The sequence below is a fragment of the Streptomyces sp. NPDC002838 genome (assembly GCF_040295365.1).
Classification (GTDB): Bacteria; Actinomycetota; Actinomycetes; order Streptomycetales; family Streptomycetaceae; genus Streptomyces.
This window is the reverse complement of the sequence record NZ_JBEOVF010000031.1, coordinates 26,217-42,926: the sequence shown is the minus strand read 5'-3', so window position 1 is coordinate 42,926 and position 16,710 is coordinate 26,217. Positions and strand designations below refer to the sequence as shown.

The window sequence follows — 16,710 nt, the reverse complement described above, 5'->3', positions numbered from 1 at the left end:
GGCGGCAGTTCTTCTGATGTTCTCCTGAACCGCTGGATGATGCGATCTCACCGCAGAAACGACAAGGGGAGTTGAGTGCTTTGACGCTGCCGACCTCAGCGGAGGGAGTGTCAAAAGACCGCCGGGCTTGTTCCGTCGGTATCGGTCGCGCCCACGCCAAAGCCATTCTGCTCGGGGAGCATGCCGTCGTGTACGGGGCTCCGGCGCTCGCTCTTCCCATTCCGCAGCTGACGGTCACGGCCAGCGCCCGCTGGTCCTGCCGCGGGACCGACGGAGCGGGCAACGTGTCCTTCACGATGACCGGTTCCCCGTCGCGGCCGATGGTGACGCAGGCATCCGACGGCCTTCGTCGGCTGATCACCGAGTTCACGGCGGCCATGGGCGTGGACGACAGCCCGCACCTCGACGTGATCATCGACTGCGCGATTCCACACGGCCGGGGGCTCGGCTCCAGCGCGGCCTGTGCACGTGCGGTCGTCCATGCCCTCGCCGATCTCTACGGCCGCGAGGTTACCGAGACCGAAGTGTTCGACCTGGTGCAGACGGCCGAGAACATGGCGCACGGCCGCTCCAGCGGCGTCGACGCACGGGCCGTCGGCGCGTCCGCCCCACTGCTGTTCCAGCGGGGCGAGGCCCGGGAACTGAGCATCGGCTGCCAGGGCCTGTTCGTCATCGCGGACAGCGGCGTCGTGGGCCGCACCAGGGACGCGGTCGAGCTGCTGCGCGAAGGATTCCAGCAGCACGACGGAGCAAAGGAGAGATTCGTGCACCGCGCATCGCGGCTGACCGAAGAGGCCCGGCACGCCCTCGCCGGCGGCAGGCCGGAGGAACTCGGCTCGCGGCTGACGGACTACCACGATCTGCTGCGGGCGGCCGGGCTCAGCACCCATGGCATCGACGCCCTCGTCGAAGCCGCGCTCACGGCGGGCAGCCTCGGAGCCAAGATCACCGGCGGTGGCCTGGGCGGCTGCGTCATCGCCCTGGCCCGGCCGGAGCAGGCCGGCGAGGTCACCCAGCAGCTTCACGCAGCGGGCGCCGTGCAGAGCTGGGTCGTGCCGCTGAGAGGGCTTGCCGAGAATGCACTCTGAAAGCCCGACCACCCTCGTCCGCGCGCAGGAGCGGGGCACCGCCGGACGTGCCACCGCCGTCGCGCATCCGAACATCGCGCTGATCAAGTACTGGGGCAAGCGAGACGAACACCTGATCCTGCCCCGTGTCGACAGCCTGTCGATGACCCTGGACGTCTTTCCGACGACCACCTGCGTCCGCCTCGCCCCCGGGGCCGGGCACGACAAGGTGACCCTCAACGGCCGGCCCGCCGAGGGCGAGGCACTGCGCCGCGTCGTCGCTTTCCTGGACCTGGTGAGGGAACGGGCCGGGAGCGCGCACAGGGCCGTTGTGGACAGCGAGAACACCGTCCCCACCGGGGCGGGCCTCGCATCGTCCGCGAGCGGCTTCGCCGCCCTCGCCGTCGCCGCAGCGGCCTCGTACGGGCTCGACCTGGACGCCACTGCCCTGTCTCGGCTGGCCCGGCGCGGCTCCGGGTCGGCGTCCCGGTCGATCTTCGGCGATTTCGCCATGTGGCACGCCGGCCTGGACTCCGGCACGGCGACGGAAGCCGACCTCAGCTCCCACGCCGAGCCTGTGCCTGCGGGAGACCTCGATCCGGCACTGGTCATCGCCGTGGTCAACGCGGGCCCCAAGGCCGTGTCCAGCCGGGAGGCCATGCGGCGGACCGTCGACACCTCCCCGCTGTACGAGCCGTGGGCCGTCTCCAGCAAGGGGGACCTGACCGAGATGCGGGCGGCACTGCTCGCCGGAGACATCGAGGCGGTCGGGGAGATCGCGGAGCGCAATGCGCTCGGCATGCACGCGACCATGCTCGCGGCACGGCCGGCCGTGCGCTACCTGTCGCCGGCCACGCTCACCGTCCTCGACAGCGTGCTCCGGCTCCGACGCGAGGGCATCCCTGCCTACGCCACCATGGACGCCGGACCCAACGTCAAGGTGCTGTGCCGCCGTACGGACGCCGACCGGGTCGCCGAGACGATGAGCGAAACCGTCCCGGACGGCTCGGTGCTCGTCGCCAAGCCGGGGCCGGGCGCCCGCCTGCTGCGCGGGGACGGCCGATGACCCGTCAGCGAACCGTCGTCCGCCGCGCGCCGGGCAAGCTGTTCGTCGCGGGGGAGTACGCGGTGGTCGAGCCCGGCAATCCGGCGATTCTCGTCGCGGTCGACCGCTACGTCACCGTCACCGTGACCGGCCCAGCCGAGGGGGGCGTCGAGATCTCCTCCGATCTCGGCCCGCGCGGCGAGCGCCGGCAGTGGCGGGACGGTCGGCTCAGCCCGTACGGCACGGACGACGAGCAGGATGCGCGCGCGGAACTCGCCCACGTGACATCCGCGATCGAGACCGTGGCCCGGCTGCTGGCCGAACGCGGCTTTCCCGCTCCGGTGTTCAATGTGTCGGTCGAAAGCGGCCTGCACGACAACGGCACCAAGTACGGCCTGGGTTCCAGTGGCGCGGTGACCGTGGCGACCGTGGCCGCCGTCGCGGCGTTCTGCGGCCTCACGCTGTCCGACGAGGAGCGGTTCCGGCTTGCCCTGCTCGCCACCGCCGAGATCGACCCCAAGGGCTCCGGCGGCGACCTGGCCGCCAGCACCTGGGGCGGCTGGATCGCCTACCGGGCGCCCGACCGGGCCGCCGTACTGGCCCTTGCCCGCAGGCGTGGTGCAGGGGAGGCGCTTCGCGCGCCCTGGCCCGGTTTCGACGTGCGTCGCCTGCCGGTGCCCGAGAGCCTCTCGCTGGAGGTCGGCTGGACCGGAACCCCGGCCTCCACCGCGGCCCTGGTGTCCGACCTGCACCGGCGGCCCTGGCGCGGCACCGCCGCCCACCAAAGGTTCATTCGCACGACCACCGACTGCGTGCGCACGGCGATCGACGCACTGGAGCGAGGCGACGGCCGACGGCTGCTGGAGCAGATCCGGCGGGCCCGGCGGGAGCTGGCGCTACTGGATGACGAGGTCGCTCTGGGTGTCTTCACGCCCCGGCTGACGGCGCTGTGCGAGGCCGCCGAAGCCGTCGGAGGCGCGGCCAAGCCTTCCGGGGCGGGCGGCGGCGACTGCGGCATCGCGCTGCTGGACGCCGGAGCCCCGCGGGACATAGCCCGATTGCACGAACGGTGGGCCTCGGCCGGGGTGGTGCCCCTGCCGGTCCGTCCCGCCGCGGAAGGGAACGAAGGATGATCGCTCAACGCAAGGACGACCACGTCCGGCTCGCTGTCGAGCAACAGCAGCAGCACTGCGGACGCAACCAGTTCGACGAGGTGTCGTTCATTCACCACGCCCTGGCCGGCCTCGACCGGCCGGACATCTCACTGGCCACCACCTTCGCCGGCATTTCCTGGCAGGTGCCGCTGTACATCAACGCGATGACCGGCGGCAGCGAGCGGACCGGCGTCATCAACCGGGACCTGGGCATCGCCGCCCGCGAGACCGGCGTGCCCATCGCGTCCGGGTCCATGAGCGCCTACTTCAAGGACCCGGACAGCGCCGAGACGTTCAGCGTGCTGCGCAAGGAGAACCCGGACGGGTTCGTCATCGCCAATGTCAACGCGACGGCCTCCGTCGACAAGGCGCTGAGGGCCGTCGACCTGCTCCAGGCGGACGCCCTCCAGATCCACGTCAACACCGTGCAGGAAACGGTGATGCCGGAGGGTGACCGGTCGTTCTCGTCCTGGGCCCCGCAGATCGAGAAGATCGTGGCCGGCGTCGACGTCCCGGTGATCGTGAAGGAGGTCGGCTTCGGGCTGAGCCGCGAGACCGTCCGACTGCTGGAGAGCCTGGGCGTGCAGGTCGCCGACCTCGGCGGCCGGGGCGGCACCGACTTCGCCCGCATCGAGAACGGCCGGCGCGAACTCGCCGACTACGCCTACCTCACCGGCTGGGGACAGTCCACCATCGCCTGCCTCCTGGACACGCAGGACGCCCCGATTCCCGTCCTCGCCTCCGGTGGCGTGCGCAACCCGCTCGACGTGGCCCGTGCGCTGGCGCTCGGGGCATCCGGCGTCGGCGTCTCCGGCACATTCCTGCGCACGCTGCTCGACGGCGGTGTGGAGGCGCTGATCGCGCGGATAGCGACGTGGCTCGACCAACTGGCCGCACTCCTGACCGTGCTCGGCGCGCGCACCCCCGCCGACCTGACGCACTGCGATCTGCTGATCCACGGGGAGCTGCGCGACTTCTGCGCCGACCGGGGGATCGACCCCCGGCCGTTCGCCCGCCGTTCCAGCGGCCTTGACGTCCCTCACGAAATGACGGGAAACACACGATGACCGACAACGCGATCGCCGGGGTTCCGATGCGGTGGGTGGGCCCCCTGCGTATCTCGGGGAACGTGGCCACCACCGAAACCCCGGTCCCGCTCGCCACCTACGAGTCGCCGCTGTGGCCCTCTGTGGGCCGGGGCGCGAAGGTATCCATGCTGTCCGAGCGGGGCATCGTCGCCACCCTCGTGGACGAGCGGATGACCCGGTCGGTACTCGTGGAGGCGGTGGACGCGCAGACCGCGCTGACGGCCGCGCGGACCATCGACGCGCGCATCGGCGAGCTGCGCGAGGTCGTGCGCACGTGCAGCCGGTTCGCCGAGCTGATCGGCATACGCCACGAGATCAACGCCAACCTGCTGTTCATCCGGTTCGAGTTCAGCACGGGCGACGCCTCCGGCCACAACATGGCCACGCTCGCTTCCGACGTGCTTCTGGGGCACCTGCTGGAGACGATTCCGGGCATCTCCTACGGATCGATCTCCGGGAACTACTGCACGGACAAGAAGGCGACCGCGATCAACGGCATCCTCGGCCGCGGCAAGAACGTGGTCACCGAGCTGCTCGTGCCGCGTGACGTGGTCGAGGACGTCCTGCACACAACGGCCGCCGGGATCGTCGAGCTGAACATCCGGAAGAACATGCTCGGAACCCTGCTCGCCGGTGGCATCCGCTCGGCGAACGCCCACTTCGCGAACATGCTTCTCGGTTTCTACCTGGCCACCGGCCAGGACGCGGCCAACATCGTCGAAGGCTCGCAGGGCGTTGTCATGGCCGAGGACCGGGACGGGGACCTCTACTTCGCCTGCACGCTGCCCAACCTGATCGTGGGCTCCGTCGGAAACGGCAAGGGGCTCGACTTCGTGGAGTCGAACCTGACCCGGCTCGGCTGCCGGGCCGAGCGCGGTCCCGGGGAGAACGCGCGCCGGCTGGCCGTCATCGCGGCGGCGACGGTGTTGTGCGGTGAACTCTCACTCCTCGCGGCCCAGACGAATCCGGGTGAACTCATGCGTGCACACGTCCAGCTGGAACGCGACCACAACACAGCAAAGGCCGGTGTCTAGGGGAAATGGCCAACGATTCAGCCATAGGAATTCACGATCTGTCGTTCGCAACAACCGAGTTCGTCCTGCCGCACGCGGTCCTTTCCCAGCACAACGGCACCGACGTCGACAAGTACCACAAAGGCATCGGCCAGCGGTCGATGAGCGTGCCCGCCGCTGACGAGGACATCGTGACCATGGGCGCGGCCGCTGCCGCGCCCATCATCGAGCGGCACGGCAGTGACGGGATCCGGACGATCATCTTCGCTACGGAGTCCTCCATCGACCAGGCGAAGTCGGCCGGCATATACGTCCACTCGCTGCTCGGACTGCCCTCCGCCACCCGGGTCGTCGAACTCAAGCAGGCCTGCTACGGGGCGACGGCGGCCCTTCAGTTCGCCATCGGCCTGGTGCGCCGTGACCCGGCGCAACGGGTTCTCGTGGTCGCCGGCGACATTTCGAAGTACGAGCTCGACAGTCCGGGCGAGGCCACTCAGGGCGCCGCCGCCGTGGCCATGCTGGTCGGCGCCGATCCCGCGCTGGTGCGCATCGAGGAGCCGTCGGGCGTGTTCACCGCCGACGTCATGGACTTTTGGCGGCCGAACTACCGTGAGGCCGCGCTGGTCGACGGGCAGGAGTCCATCAGCGCGTATCTGCTGGCGGTGGAGGGCAGCTGGAAGGACTACACGGAGCAGGGCGGGCGCGCACTCGACGAGTTCGCCGCGTTCTGCTACCACCAGCCGTTCACGAAGATGGCCTACAAGGCCCACCGTCAGCTGCTGAACTACTGCGGGTACGGCATCGACGAGGACCGCGTCACCCGAGACCTCGGGCTGACCACGGCCTATAACAACGTCATCGGCAACAGCTACACCGCTTCGGTGTACCTGGCTCTGGCGGCGTTGCTCGACCAGGCGGACGACCTGACCGGGCAGGCCATCGGATTCCTCAGCTACGGGTCGGGCAGCGTCGCCGAGTTCTTCGCCGGCTCCGTCGTCTGCGGCTACCGGGAACACCTGCGCTCCGAAGCGCACCGCGCGGCGATCGACCGGCGCAAGCCCGTCGAATACGCCCGCTACCGCAGGCTGCACGAGCACTCCTTCCCGGCCGACGGCGCAGACCACCGCACTCCGGCGGAGACAACGGGCCCCTTCCGGCTGGCGGCCCTGCGCGGCCACAAGCGCATGTACGAGACACGCTGACCCATGCACATCGGGTACGTGCAGGTCACCGCCCGCACGCCACCGGCAGGCACAGGCCGACGGGGTCGAGCGCTGCGACGAGGATCAGCCGAACGCCCTTCCACACACGTGCCTGCTCGCGGGGCCAGTGCCTCGACGTACCGGCTCCGGCGACGGCCGCGTCTCCGCGGGGCCGTGCACACAGCCCATCCAAGACCACCTGAGGGGAAGACGGGCGCATGACCGAAGTCGGGGTCCTCGGTACCGGTGCTCATGTGCCGGATCGAGTTGTCTCCAATGACGAGGCCGGAGCGGCGGCGGGGGTCGATGACGCCTGGGTCATCCGCAAGACCGCGATCCGGGAACGCCGCTGGGCCGCCCCCGAGCAGGCCACTTCGGACCTCGCCGCATCGGCGGGGCGGGCCGCGCTGCGGTCGGCCGGTATCACCGCCGGCCAGCTGTCCGTGATCGTCGTCGCCACCTCCACACCCGACCGGCCCCAGCCGCCCACCGCCGCCTACGTTCAGCACCTGCTCGGGGCCGTCGACGCGGCCGCGTTCGACATCAACGCCGTGTGCTCCGGCGAGGTGTTCGCGCTGGCTGCAGCCGAGGGGATCCTCACCAGGCGGGGCGGACACGCGCTGGTCATCGGCGCCGACGTGTACTCGCGCATCCTGAACCCGGCCGACCGCAGGACGGTCGTTCTGTTCGGTGACGGTGCCGGTGCGATGGTTCTGGGCCTGGGACGGGGAGCACGCATCCGCAGTATCAGCGCGCACACTTTCGGCGAGTTGTCGGGCCTGATCGAGGTACCGGCCGGCGGTAGCCGACTGCCCGCCGACCGTGCCGCCCTGGACGCCGGCCTCCAGTACTTCACGATGGACGGCCGGGCGGTGCGCAGCTTCGTCGAGGAACGCTTGCCGCTGCTGACCAAGCAGTTCCTCCACGAGAGCGGAGTCGGCCCCGACGACATCGGCCACTTCGTCCCGCACCAGGCCAACGGCGTCATGCTCGACTCCCTCTTCGCGGAACTGGCCCTGCCCAGGGCCACCATGCACCTCACGCTGACGCGCTACGGCAATACGGGAGCCGCCTCCATCCCGATCACTCTGGCAGAAGCCGCCCGCACGGGAGCCTTCCGACCGGGTGACCTGGTCCTCCTGGCCGGTTTCGGCGGGGGCATGGCGGCGGGATTCGCGCTGGTCGAGTGGTGAAGTCGGCGCCCGCTCGGCGCCTTGTCGGCCGCCCGGCGCAGGGCCGCGGTCCGCGAAGTGTTTCCAGACATCGGCAGAAGCAGGAACCATGACAACGAGACATTGCACCGTGGGCCTGATAGGCAGCGGCCCGCGCGGGCTCTCGGTGTTCGAACGGCTCTGCGCCAACGCCCGGTCGCAGCCCGAGGGCAGCACTGTCCACGTCCACGTGGTCGACCCCTACCCGCCCGGCCCCGGCAAGGTGTGGCGCACCGATCAGTCCCCTCACTTGCTCATGAACACCGTGGCCGGACAGATATCGGTGTTCACCGATGTCTCCGTGGACATGCGGGGTCCCCTGGAACCGGGGCCGAGCCTGTACGAATGGGCCGTGGCGCTCGTCGCGGGCCAGTTCGGCGACGGCCATCCGGCCCACGTCCTCGATGAAGCCCGCGCGCTGGGACCCGACACCTACCCGACCCGCGCGTTCTACGGCTGGTACCTGCAATGGGCGTATCAGCGTACCGTCGAGGGCGCGCCCCCGGGGCTGACCGTCACCGCGCACGCCTCCCTCGCGGTAGCCCTTGACGACGATCCGGACGCCGAGGACGGATCCCTGCAGCGGGTGGTGCTCCGCGACGGAACAGTGCTTGCGGGACTGCACGCCGTGATCCTGTGTCAAGGGCACCTGCCTGCCCGCGAAGACACCGCCGAGCGGGAGTTCGCCTCCCGGGTACGGGGGGCGGGACTGGTCCGCATCCCGCCGGCCAACCCGGCAGACGTCGACCTCGACGTGCTGTCCCCGGGAACCAAGGTGCTGCTGCGCGGACTCGGGCTGAACTTCTTCGACTACATGGCCGAGCTCACCACCGGTCGCGGCGGTTCCTTCTCGCGGGCCGCCGGTCGGCTCGTCTACCACCCCAGCGGGCGCGAGCCGTACCTTTACGCCGGGTCCCGGCGCGGCGTCCCGTACCAGGCCCGGGGCGACAACGAGAAGGGCCCGCACGGCCGGCACGAGCCGCTGCTGTTCACAGCCGACCGGATCGCGGAGCTCCGCCGCACCCACGAGCACTCCGGCCTCGACTTCAGGAAGGATCTGTGGCCGCTGATCTCCCGGGAGGTCGAGGCCGTCTACTACCGGACGCTGTTCACATCCCGCGGGCACATTGCCAGAGCGCGGCAGCTCCAGGACGACTTCCTGGCGGCCGGACCGGGGGAGCGGGAGAAGGACGCCGTCCTCTCGGCGTACGGCATCGGCGAGAAGTACCGGTGGGACTGGGAACTGATCGCCCGCCCGTACCGGGACAAGGAGTTCGCCAGCCCGGGCGACTTCACCGACTGGCTCCTCGACTACTTGCGCAGGGACGTCTCGGAAGCCAGGTGCGGCAACGTCAGCGGCCCGCTGAAGGCCGCCCTCGACGTCCTGCGGGACCTGCGCAACGAGGTCCGCCTCGCCGTCGACCACGGGGCCCTGCACGGCGATTCGTACCGCACCGACCTGGACGACTGGTACACCCCCCTCAACGCGTTTCTGTCGATCGGACCGCCCGCACAGCGCGTCGAGCAGATGATCGCCCTGATCGAGGCCGGGGTGCTGAAGGTGGTCGGGCCGGGCCTGCGGGTGACAGTCGACAACAACGGGTACACGGCCGGTTCGCCGCTCGTGCCCGGTTCGGAGCTCCGCGTGGACGCACTTGTCGAGGCACGCCTGCCCGACATCACACTGAGCCGCACGGACGATCCGCTGCTGCGCCATCTGCTGGCCACCGGGCAGTGCACCACCTACCGCGTCCGCACGCGCTCCGGCGGCGCGTACGAGAGCGACGGACTGGCCGTCACCGGGCGGCCGTTCCACCTGATCGACGCGGCGGGCGAGCCGCATCCACGCCGCTTCGCGTTCGGCGTGCCCACGGAGTCGGTGCACTGGGTGACGGCTGCCGGCATCCGGCCGGGCGTCAACTCAGTGACACTCACGGACTCCGACGCCCTCGCCCGCGCGGCCCTCGCCTGTCGCGGCGAGGGCGGACAGGAATCTCACACAGGACAGGGACTCACCCATGCTCACTGACACCAGCCTCACTGCGGAGGCGGGGAAGGCCGGCTTGGCGCCGGTGCCGGCGGACCCCGGTCTGCTGTCCCCCGTCTGGGCGGCCACTCCCGTCACGGCCGCGGTATCCGACGGGGCGTGGCTTCAGGCCATGCTGGACGCCGAGGCGGCACTGAGCCGGGCGCAGGCCCGGCTGGGCACAGTGCCCGCGACCGCCGCGCAGGTCATCACCGAGGCCGCGCGGGCCGACCGGCTCGACCTGGTCGCTCTGGCCCGGCAGGTGCGCGAGTCCGCCAATCCGGTGGTGGCGCTGGTGCGGGAGTTCACCGCGCTGGTGGCGGACCGGGACCCGGACGCGGCCCGGTATGTGCACCGGGGTTCGACCAGTCAGGACATCCTCGACACGGCGACCGTCCTGGTTGTCGACCGGGTCCTGCGGCTGATCCGCGCCGGCCTCGAACGCGTCGAGGAGGAGCTGGCCGTACTCGCCCGGGAACACCGGGACACCCTGATCGCGGGCCGGACCCTGGCCCTGCACGCGGTGCCGACGACCTTCGGGCTCAAAGCCGCGGGCTGGCGCCATCTCGTCCTGGACGCGGTGCACAAGCTCGACGCACTGAGCGCCGAAGGGCTTCCCGTCCAACTCGGCGGCGCCGCCGGGACCTTGGCCGGATACCTCGCCCACGCGCCGGAAGCCGAGCCGGCCGTCTACGTCCGGGAGCTCACGGACGCGTTCGCGGCCGAACTGGGGCTGTCCGCGGCCCTCGTGCCGTGGCACGTGCTGCGCACGCCCGTGGTGGATGCGGCCACGGCTGCCGCGTTCCTGTGCGGAGCCCTCGGCAAGATCGCCGTCGACGTGCTGTCCCTGACCCGGACCGAGGTCGGCGAGCTGCACGAGCCGGCGCCCAGCGGTCGGGGCGCGTCCTCGGCGATGCCGCACAAGCGCAACCCCGTGCTGGCGACGGCCATCAGATCCGCCGCTCTGCAAGCTCCGCAGCTCGCCGCCACGGTGCTGGGCTGTCTGCTGAGCGAGGACGAGCGGTCCCCCGGCGCCTGGCACGCCGAATGGGAGCCCCTGCGCGCCCTGCTGCGGCTGGCCGGGGGCGCGGCGCACCAGGCGGTGGAACTCGTCTCCCAGCTGTCGGTGGATCCGTGGCGGATGCGCGCCAACACCCGGATCACCGGGGGACAGATCGTCTCCGAGCGGATCGCCGTCGTGCTCGCCCCGTTGCTCGGCAAGGCCCAGGCACGCGACCTGCTGAACGAGGCGTCCGCCCGCTCGGCGCGCACCGGAGAGCCGCTGGCCGATGTTCTGCGGCAGGACAGCCCGGCGTCGGCCGTTCTCGCCGACGCCCGGCTGACCGACCTGTTCGAGCCGGAGGCCTACACCGGGGCCGCGGGCCCGCTGACAGACCGCGCGCTGTCCCGGTCATGCCCTCCACGGGCGGGCGGTAAGAGGTCCTGACGAAGGCGGTGGACGCCTGGGGCGGCCACGATGTGCGCCTGTTGTCTAACGCCGTCGTCGTATGGCGATCTGCGTGAGTTCGTCTATGTCGAACGCGGACCGGCCCGGTGTGCCGTAGCGGGTGAGCTTGCCGCGGCTCACCCACTTGCGGATCGTCGCTTCGGACACACCCGCGGCGAGTGCGGCCACCTTGGTGGGCACCAGCCGGTGGTGCGGTGGTTTCCTCATGTGCCGACAGCCTTCCGCCGCCGCTCAACGAGCGGCCGCAGAGTGACCCATTCGTGCAATTCCCAGGTGTGTCCCGACGAACACCGGATGCTTGTCCCGTCCGCGGTCCCCACGTGCTGCGACGACGTGGTGATCTTTCCGGCGCAGTCGGTCACCACACACTCCCAGGTGAACACGTGAGGTTCACTGGGTTCCGGGTCGATGGTGCGCAGCAGTTCCAGACGGAGACCCTCGATTTCCTCTGCGAAATCAGTCGCGGGCGGCTGTTCGGTGAGCCACTCCAGGTTGCGCAGCAGGAAATGTGCCATGTGTGGAACCGAGCGTGTGGGGGCGATTCCACCGAGCGTGTCGGCAACGAACTCGGCCCACGACTCGAGAATGGCGAGGATGTTGTGCCGGGCGTCGAGCGCGGACATGTTCAGGTGATCCGTGCTCCGGCTTCCGGACACTCGCGTGTGGTGCATTCGCCTGGATATGGGTGAGACGTGGTGCAGACTCTCCTGGTAGAGACCGGGAAGCGCGCGCAGGTTGCTCTCCAGTTGCAGGATGCGCGAGGCGCAGAGGGTGGATTCGGTCGCCTCGCCGGGTCCCTGAGTCGGAGTTTCGGGGCAGGCGTGTAACTCCAATTCGATCTCCATTCTGAGGTGGCTTGCCCGGCGACCATCACGGATGTCGTGAGCTGCCCATGTGGATTGCACAGTCGCAGTCGATTCGATGGCCCATGGGACGAGCGAGAGGTCGCGGCAGAAGACTTGATTCCGACCCGGACGCACAGGGAGATTTCCATGGTGCAGTTCAGGGTGTCAACGTTCTGCATTCGCAGTCGATCGCCGCTACAGGGGAACTCCAGATTCACCCAGTGCAGGCGTCGTCACCAAGGTCAGGCGTGCACTCGGCCGAGCCGCGGCGGCCTGGTCGGAGGGCACCGCGCTCCCGCTCAAGAGCCCCACCATCCGAACCCGAGGAGATACCTTTGACTTCCGATGTGACCATCGACACCGGCCAGGAGGCCGTCGGCCACATTCGCCGCACCAGCACCGACCTGCTTCGCCGCATCGAGGACAGGCTGAACTCCCTCCTCGCGGCCGAGCGTGATGTGTGGGCCGGGGTGCACCCACGGGCGGTCGTCCCCATCAATGCGCTGTCCGAGCTGATCACGTCGGGCGGCAAGCGCATCCGGCCGGCCTTCTGCGTCACCGGCTATCTCGCCGCCGGCGGTGACCCCGACGACCCCGGGATCGTGGCAGCCGGCGCGGCCCTGGAGATGCTGCACCTGTCCGCCCTCGTCCACGACGACGTTCTGGACGATTCCAGCCAACGGCGCGGACTGCCGACCGTCCACACGAAGCACGCGGCACTGCACGACAGCCGCGGATGGCGAGGTGAGCCACGCCGGTATGGCGAGGGTGTGGCCATACTTGTCGGCGACCTCGCGCTCGTCTACTCCGACGAGTTGATGGCCGAGGCGCCGAGGTCGGTGGTCCCGGAGTGGAACCGGTTGCGCTCCGAAGTGATGATCGGCCAGTACCTGGACGTCCACGCGGCCGCCGAGTTCTCGGCCGCCCCCCATAGCTCCCGCCTGATCGCCAGGATCAAGTCCGGCCGGTACACCATCCACCGGCCCCTCGTAGTGGGCGCGAACGTGGCGGGCCGCAACGAGCTCGCCCCTGCCTTCGAGGAGTACGGCGAGGCGGTGGGCGAGGCGTTCCAGCTCCGTGACGACCTGCTGGACGCCTTCGGTGACTCCACGGACACCGGCAAGCCCACCGGACTCGACTTCACCCAGCACAAGATGACGCTGCTGCTGGGCTGGGCGATGCAGCGCGACGAGCGCATCCACAGCCTGATCACAGAGCCGGGCCACACACCCGACGAAGTACGCCGCCGCCTTGTGGACACAGGTGTTCCCGCCGACGTCGAAAGGCACATCGCCGGCCTCGTCGAGCGGGGCTGCAAGGCCATCGCCGACGCGCCCATCGATCAGGTTTGGCGCAGCGAACTGGCGGACATGGCCATGCGAGTCGCCTACCGCAAAGCCTGAGTCCGGCACCTTCCCCGGCGCCCCGGGGGCACTGCGCGCGTCACCCACCGGATCCGCCGGCCGGCGCTCGCAGGCCACCCCACCAGCACATCGGTCCCGGACACGTGAGGGCTCGGCCCGCCCGGGCGTGGTCACGGCGGCGCTCCGGCGTCCCGCGCCCGTCCGGGAACACATCACCCTCCACCCCGAAGTACCGCTACGAGCCCCGGCAGCGGCGTTCTTCTGCGTCGTGCGCGAACGCGCGCGACCCCGCCGCGACTCCCGGCCCCACCCGGCGCTCACAGCGATGTACGTCCAGGAGCCGCCGGAAAGGGCCTGGCCCGCCAAGGTCCGGGCCGCACGAGCAGCGTCCTGCTGCGCGCTGCGTCCGTATGCCGCCCGCAACCGGCGCTACGGCAGGTGATGTGACGCCGGGTGTGCCGTCCTACGGTTGCCGGTGCTCGCGCCCAAGGCCTGGCCCGCCCTGGTGAAACGTCCGGCGGGCGAACCGACTTCGGCAGAGACAGCGCGAACTGCCGGATACCGGGCCGCGCCACAGTGCCGCTCTACCGGTGCTCCAGTAACGCTGCCGATACTCGCTGGGAGCATTGGGGCGGGAGCCGCCCCGGATGTCGATGCGAAGGGATTCCTGTGTCCAACCCTGACGCCGTACTCGCCCGGATGCGCGAGTACATGGTGGGACCCACACGGTTTATGAACCTCTACGCCTGCTTCGAGCTCGGCATGGTGGAGGCGCTGCGCAAGGAGGCCGGCCTGACCGCGGCCGAAATCGGCGCGGCCGTGGGCGCGAAGCCCGACGCTGTGGAGCAGTTGCTGTATCTGCTGGTGAAGGAGGGTTTCGTCGCCCGGGACGAGGCCACCGGCGGCTACACCCTCGGTGCGCTCGCAGACGTCGCCGAGACAGACCTCCAGCGCGTCCTGACCTTTATGGGCATGATCAAGACAGGCATGCTGCGCCAGTTGTACTACCTCGCCGACAGTGTGTCGACCGGCAGCGTGGTCGGTCTGAAGGAGCTCTACGGCTTCGAGGGCACGATGTTCGAGGCGGCGGCCGAGGTCGAGGAGGTGCGCGCCGCGTGGGGGCCGCTGGCTCAGAACGAGACCGCCAGCGTCTATCCCTGGTTCTTCCGCAGCTTCGACGTCCCGGCCGGGGCGCGGGTGCTCGACGTGAGGGGTGGCAACGGGCTGGGGGCGATCATGACCTATCAGTTGAAGGGGTCGCCCGGTCTGCGGGTGACCACCTTCGACCGGCCCGCCCTGGAGGCCGAGTGCCTGCGGAACTTCGAGGCGCAAGGTGTGGCGGAGCACTGCTCGTTCGTGGGCGGTGACGTCCTGGAGTGCCTTCCGGGTGGTTTCGACGTGATGCTGCTCAAGCACTTCGTGGACATGTACGACAAGGACGAGGTCCTCACCATCTTCAAGAACGCCCACCGGGCGCTGGAGCCCGGCGGGCAGATCGTCGTCCTCGCGCCCGTGTACCCCGAGGACATCAGGGACACCGACGACTACCAGGCCGACTTCTTCCCTGCCTACATCCTCGGCTGCGTGGTGGGACGTGGCGGATTGCAGAAGCTGTCCACATACCGGAGTTGGCTGGAGGAGAGCGGGTTCGAGATCACGAAGGTGAGCGCCAAGGATCCCACCGACGTTCCAGCGGACGCCATCATCAACCGCGTCGTCATCTGCGCGACCAAGCGGGACTGAGCTGCCCGGGGGCCTTCCGCGGCCGGCCTCGGGCGCGGTCGCGGTCTCGCCCTCTGACAGCAGCGGTCGCGGCGGCCGGGTGAGCCGCGCGAGATCGCTGAGGCAGCTCGTGACCACGTACATGCCTGGCGGCCCGTTGCGCGAGGGAGTTCAGGCGCGGCGTCGTGTCGGCACTCGTTGCCGTTCAGGCTGTGGACGGATCGTCGCCATGCGGCGATCAGCACCCCACAAGGCGAGGACGCCGTGCGGCTTGCCCACGGTCGACGGCGGGGCGAACGGCCCTCGGTCCCGGGGGCGCTCGCGTTCGACTCCGCAGGGCGCCACGCGGCGGGGGATCCGCCCCCTGCCCGGTGGAGCACGGCACGCACATGCGCCCAACTCCCTGCTCATGGCAACCGTCAAATCCACCGACCCGGCAGGCACCGCAGGCCGCAGCGACCGTGCTGCGGCGCATGCCGAGCAAGGACAAAGGTCCCGCCGGAGGGCCGGCCTCCCTTGGGAGCCGTCGGCCGTGTTGTGGGCCTCAGGCGGCGTAGAGGTCGAACGTCGAGCTACGCCGCGGTCCGGCGACGACGTCCAGTTGGGGGTCGACGACCAGCATTGCCTGGTGCAGCCGCTGCACCTGCGGCGAGGGCTCGACGCCCAGCCCCTCGATCAGCCGGATGCGCAGCTTGTGGTAGACATCGAGGGCCGACGCCTGCCGGCCTGACCGGTACAGCGCGAGCATGGCCTGCGAGTGCAGACCCTCGTGCTGTGGGTAACGCGCTGTCAGCTCCGTGAGTTCCGGCAGGAGTTCGGAGTGCCGACCGAGCCGCAGATCGGCGTCGATCCTCCGCTCGACGGTACCCAGGCGGCTCTCCTCCAGGCGCATGACCTCTATCTTGAGGACGGGCCCGGTCCGCACGTCGACCAGTGCCGGTCCCTGCCACAGCGTCAGCGCCTGCCGGAAGCGGTCGGCTGCGATGGCGTCGTCGCCGGCATCGAAGGCCGACCGGCCCTCCGCGACCATGCGTTCGTAAGCGTGCACGTCGACGCTCTCGGCGGGTATCTCCATCACGTAGCCGCCGTGCCGGGTGGCGAGGACCTCCTTGGCCGTGCCGGGGGCGTCAGGCCCCATGGCGCTGCCGAGGCGTCGGCGCAACTGAAGGATGTAGGTCTGGAGGGTGGCCAGCGCGCTCTGCGGCGGCTTGGTTCCCCAGAGTTCCTCCATGAGTGTGGGAACGGGCACCACTCGTCCGGGAGAGAGGGCGAGCAGGGACAGAATCTGCCGCGGTTTACCGGCCGTTGGGACAATCGATTCCTCGTTGACCTCGGCACTTAACGTACCCAGTACCTGAATCTTCATTTTCTTTCCCCCGTAGTTCGTCGAGTCCCTCTTAGCAGACTGCGGTGGGCGGGTGTGTCGTGAGGGAGGGTCGCCCTGGGCGGAGAGTGTTCACTCCGCTCGCAGGAACAAGTCCCTCCTCGGCGGACGTCTCAGTCTC

14 protein-coding genes are annotated in these 16,710 nt (G+C 69.9%); 11 read left to right on the top strand and 3 right to left on the bottom strand.

Features of this window, described 5'->3' with window-relative positions; genetic code table 11:
* Positions 1 to 107 precede the first annotated feature (107 nt).
* The 9 genes from mvk to ABT063_RS32390 all read left to right on the top strand — a co-directional run bounded on the left by mvk (position 108) and on the right by ABT063_RS32390 (position 11,253).
* A complete protein-coding gene (gene mvk / locus ABT063_RS32430; protein WP_351063287.1) occupies positions 108 to 1,088 on the top strand; it encodes a mevalonate kinase in 981 nt (326 codons plus the stop codon).
* Complete coding sequence (gene mvaD, locus ABT063_RS32425) at positions 1,078 to 2,133, top strand: diphosphomevalonate decarboxylase (RefSeq protein ID WP_351063285.1); 1,056 nt, start codon at positions 1,078 to 1,080, stop codon at positions 2,131 to 2,133. Before mvk ends, mvaD begins: the two co-directional genes overlap by 11 nt.
* Positions 2,130 to 3,245 carry a phosphomevalonate kinase gene (locus ABT063_RS32420; protein ID WP_351063284.1) on the top strand — a complete coding sequence of 372 codons (1,116 nt, stop codon included), beginning with the start codon at positions 2,130 to 2,132 and terminating at the stop codon, positions 3,243 to 3,245. Before mvaD ends, ABT063_RS32420 begins: the two co-directional genes overlap by 4 nt.
* Entirely contained in the window at positions 3,242 to 4,333 is a 1,092-nt protein-coding gene (gene fni / locus ABT063_RS32415) for a type 2 isopentenyl-diphosphate Delta-isomerase (protein WP_351063282.1), read from the top strand. Before ABT063_RS32420 ends, fni begins: the two co-directional genes overlap by 4 nt.
* Positions 4,330 to 5,388, top strand: a complete 1,059-nt coding sequence (locus ABT063_RS32410; protein WP_351063280.1) for a hydroxymethylglutaryl-coenzyme A reductase family protein — start codon at positions 4,330 to 4,332, stop codon at positions 5,386 to 5,388. Before fni ends, ABT063_RS32410 begins: the two co-directional genes overlap by 4 nt.
* Positions 5,389 to 5,393: 5 nt before the next feature.
* The gene (locus ABT063_RS32405) at positions 5,394 to 6,569 is read left to right on the top strand and encodes a hydroxymethylglutaryl-CoA synthase (RefSeq protein ID WP_351063279.1); all 1,176 of its coding nucleotides are present in this window, start codon (positions 5,394 to 5,396) and stop codon (positions 6,567 to 6,569) included.
* A 218-nt stretch (positions 6,570 to 6,787) separates the two neighbouring features.
* Positions 6,788 to 7,762 (top strand): 3-oxoacyl-ACP synthase III family protein, encoded by a 975-nt coding sequence (locus tag ABT063_RS32400; protein WP_351063277.1) that lies wholly within the window; start codon positions 6,788 to 6,790, stop codon positions 7,760 to 7,762.
* Between the two features lie 88 nt (positions 7,763 to 7,850).
* A complete protein-coding gene (locus ABT063_RS32395; protein WP_351063275.1) occupies positions 7,851 to 9,809 on the top strand; it encodes an FAD/NAD(P)-binding protein in 1,959 nt (652 codons plus the stop codon).
* A complete protein-coding gene (locus tag ABT063_RS32390; protein ID WP_351063273.1) occupies positions 9,799 to 11,253 on the top strand; it encodes a nitrosuccinate lyase in 1,455 nt (484 codons plus the stop codon). The genes ABT063_RS32395 and ABT063_RS32390 overlap by 11 nt, the downstream gene beginning before the upstream one ends.
* A 45-nt stretch (positions 11,254 to 11,298) precedes the next feature.
* Here the strand turns inward: ABT063_RS32390 and ABT063_RS32385 are convergent, their stop codons facing one another.
* Positions 11,299 to 11,481, bottom strand: a complete 183-nt coding sequence (locus ABT063_RS32385; RefSeq protein WP_351063271.1) for a hypothetical protein — start codon at positions 11,479 to 11,481, stop codon at positions 11,299 to 11,301.
* On the bottom strand, positions 11,478 to 12,119 hold the full coding sequence (locus ABT063_RS32380) for a hypothetical protein (protein WP_351063270.1): 642 nt from the start codon (positions 12,117 to 12,119) through the stop codon (positions 11,478 to 11,480). The genes ABT063_RS32385 and ABT063_RS32380 overlap by 4 nt, the downstream gene beginning before the upstream one ends.
* 335 nt (positions 12,120 to 12,454) lie before the next feature.
* Here ABT063_RS32380 and ABT063_RS32375 point away from each other — a divergent pair, with 335 nt between their 5' ends.
* On the top strand, positions 12,455 to 13,522 hold the full coding sequence (locus ABT063_RS32375; RefSeq protein ID WP_351063268.1) for a polyprenyl synthetase family protein: 1,068 nt from the start codon (positions 12,455 to 12,457) through the stop codon (positions 13,520 to 13,522).
* A gap of 630 nt (positions 13,523 to 14,152) precedes the next feature.
* Positions 14,153 to 15,226 (top strand): methyltransferase, encoded by a 1,074-nt coding sequence (locus ABT063_RS32370; protein ID WP_351063267.1) that lies wholly within the window; start codon positions 14,153 to 14,155, stop codon positions 15,224 to 15,226.
* A 523-nt stretch (positions 15,227 to 15,749) separates the two neighbouring features.
* Here the strand turns inward: ABT063_RS32370 and ABT063_RS32365 are convergent.
* A complete protein-coding gene (locus ABT063_RS32365; protein ID WP_351063265.1) occupies positions 15,750 to 16,571 on the bottom strand; it encodes an AfsR/SARP family transcriptional regulator in 822 nt (273 codons plus the stop codon).
* Between the last annotated feature and the right edge of the window lie 139 nt (positions 16,572 to 16,710).

Excerpts from the sequence above, each read along its gene's own strand:
- mvaD (WP_351063285.1), top strand. The coding sequence starts at position 1,078 with ATGCACTCTGAAAGCCCGACCACCCTCGTCCGCGCGCAGGAGCGGGGC.
- ABT063_RS32420 (WP_351063284.1), top strand. The coding sequence starts at position 2,130 with ATGACCCGTCAGCGAACCGTCGTCCGCCGCGCGCCGGGCAAGCTGTTC.
- fni (WP_351063282.1), top strand. The coding sequence starts at position 3,242 with ATGATCGCTCAACGCAAGGACGACCACGTCCGGCTCGCTGTCGAGCAA.
- ABT063_RS32410 (WP_351063280.1), top strand. The coding sequence starts at position 4,330 with ATGACCGACAACGCGATCGCCGGGGTTCCGATGCGGTGGGTGGGCCCC.
- ABT063_RS32405 (WP_351063279.1), top strand. The coding sequence starts at position 5,394 with ATGGCCAACGATTCAGCCATAGGAATTCACGATCTGTCGTTCGCAACA.
- ABT063_RS32400 (WP_351063277.1), top strand. The coding sequence starts at position 6,788 with ATGACCGAAGTCGGGGTCCTCGGTACCGGTGCTCATGTGCCGGATCGA.
- ABT063_RS32395 (WP_351063275.1), top strand. The coding sequence starts at position 7,851 with ATGACAACGAGACATTGCACCGTGGGCCTGATAGGCAGCGGCCCGCGC.
- ABT063_RS32390 (WP_351063273.1), top strand. The coding sequence starts at position 9,799 with ATGCTCACTGACACCAGCCTCACTGCGGAGGCGGGGAAGGCCGGCTTG.
- ABT063_RS32385 (WP_351063271.1), bottom strand. The coding sequence starts at position 11,481 with ATGAGGAAACCACCGCACCACCGGCTGGTGCCCACCAAGGTGGCCGCA.
- ABT063_RS32380 (WP_351063270.1), bottom strand. The coding sequence starts at position 12,119 with ATGGAGATCGAATTGGAGTTACACGCCTGCCCCGAAACTCCGACTCAG.
- ABT063_RS32365 (WP_351063265.1), bottom strand. The coding sequence starts at position 16,571 with ATGAAGATTCAGGTACTGGGTACGTTAAGTGCCGAGGTCAACGAGGAA.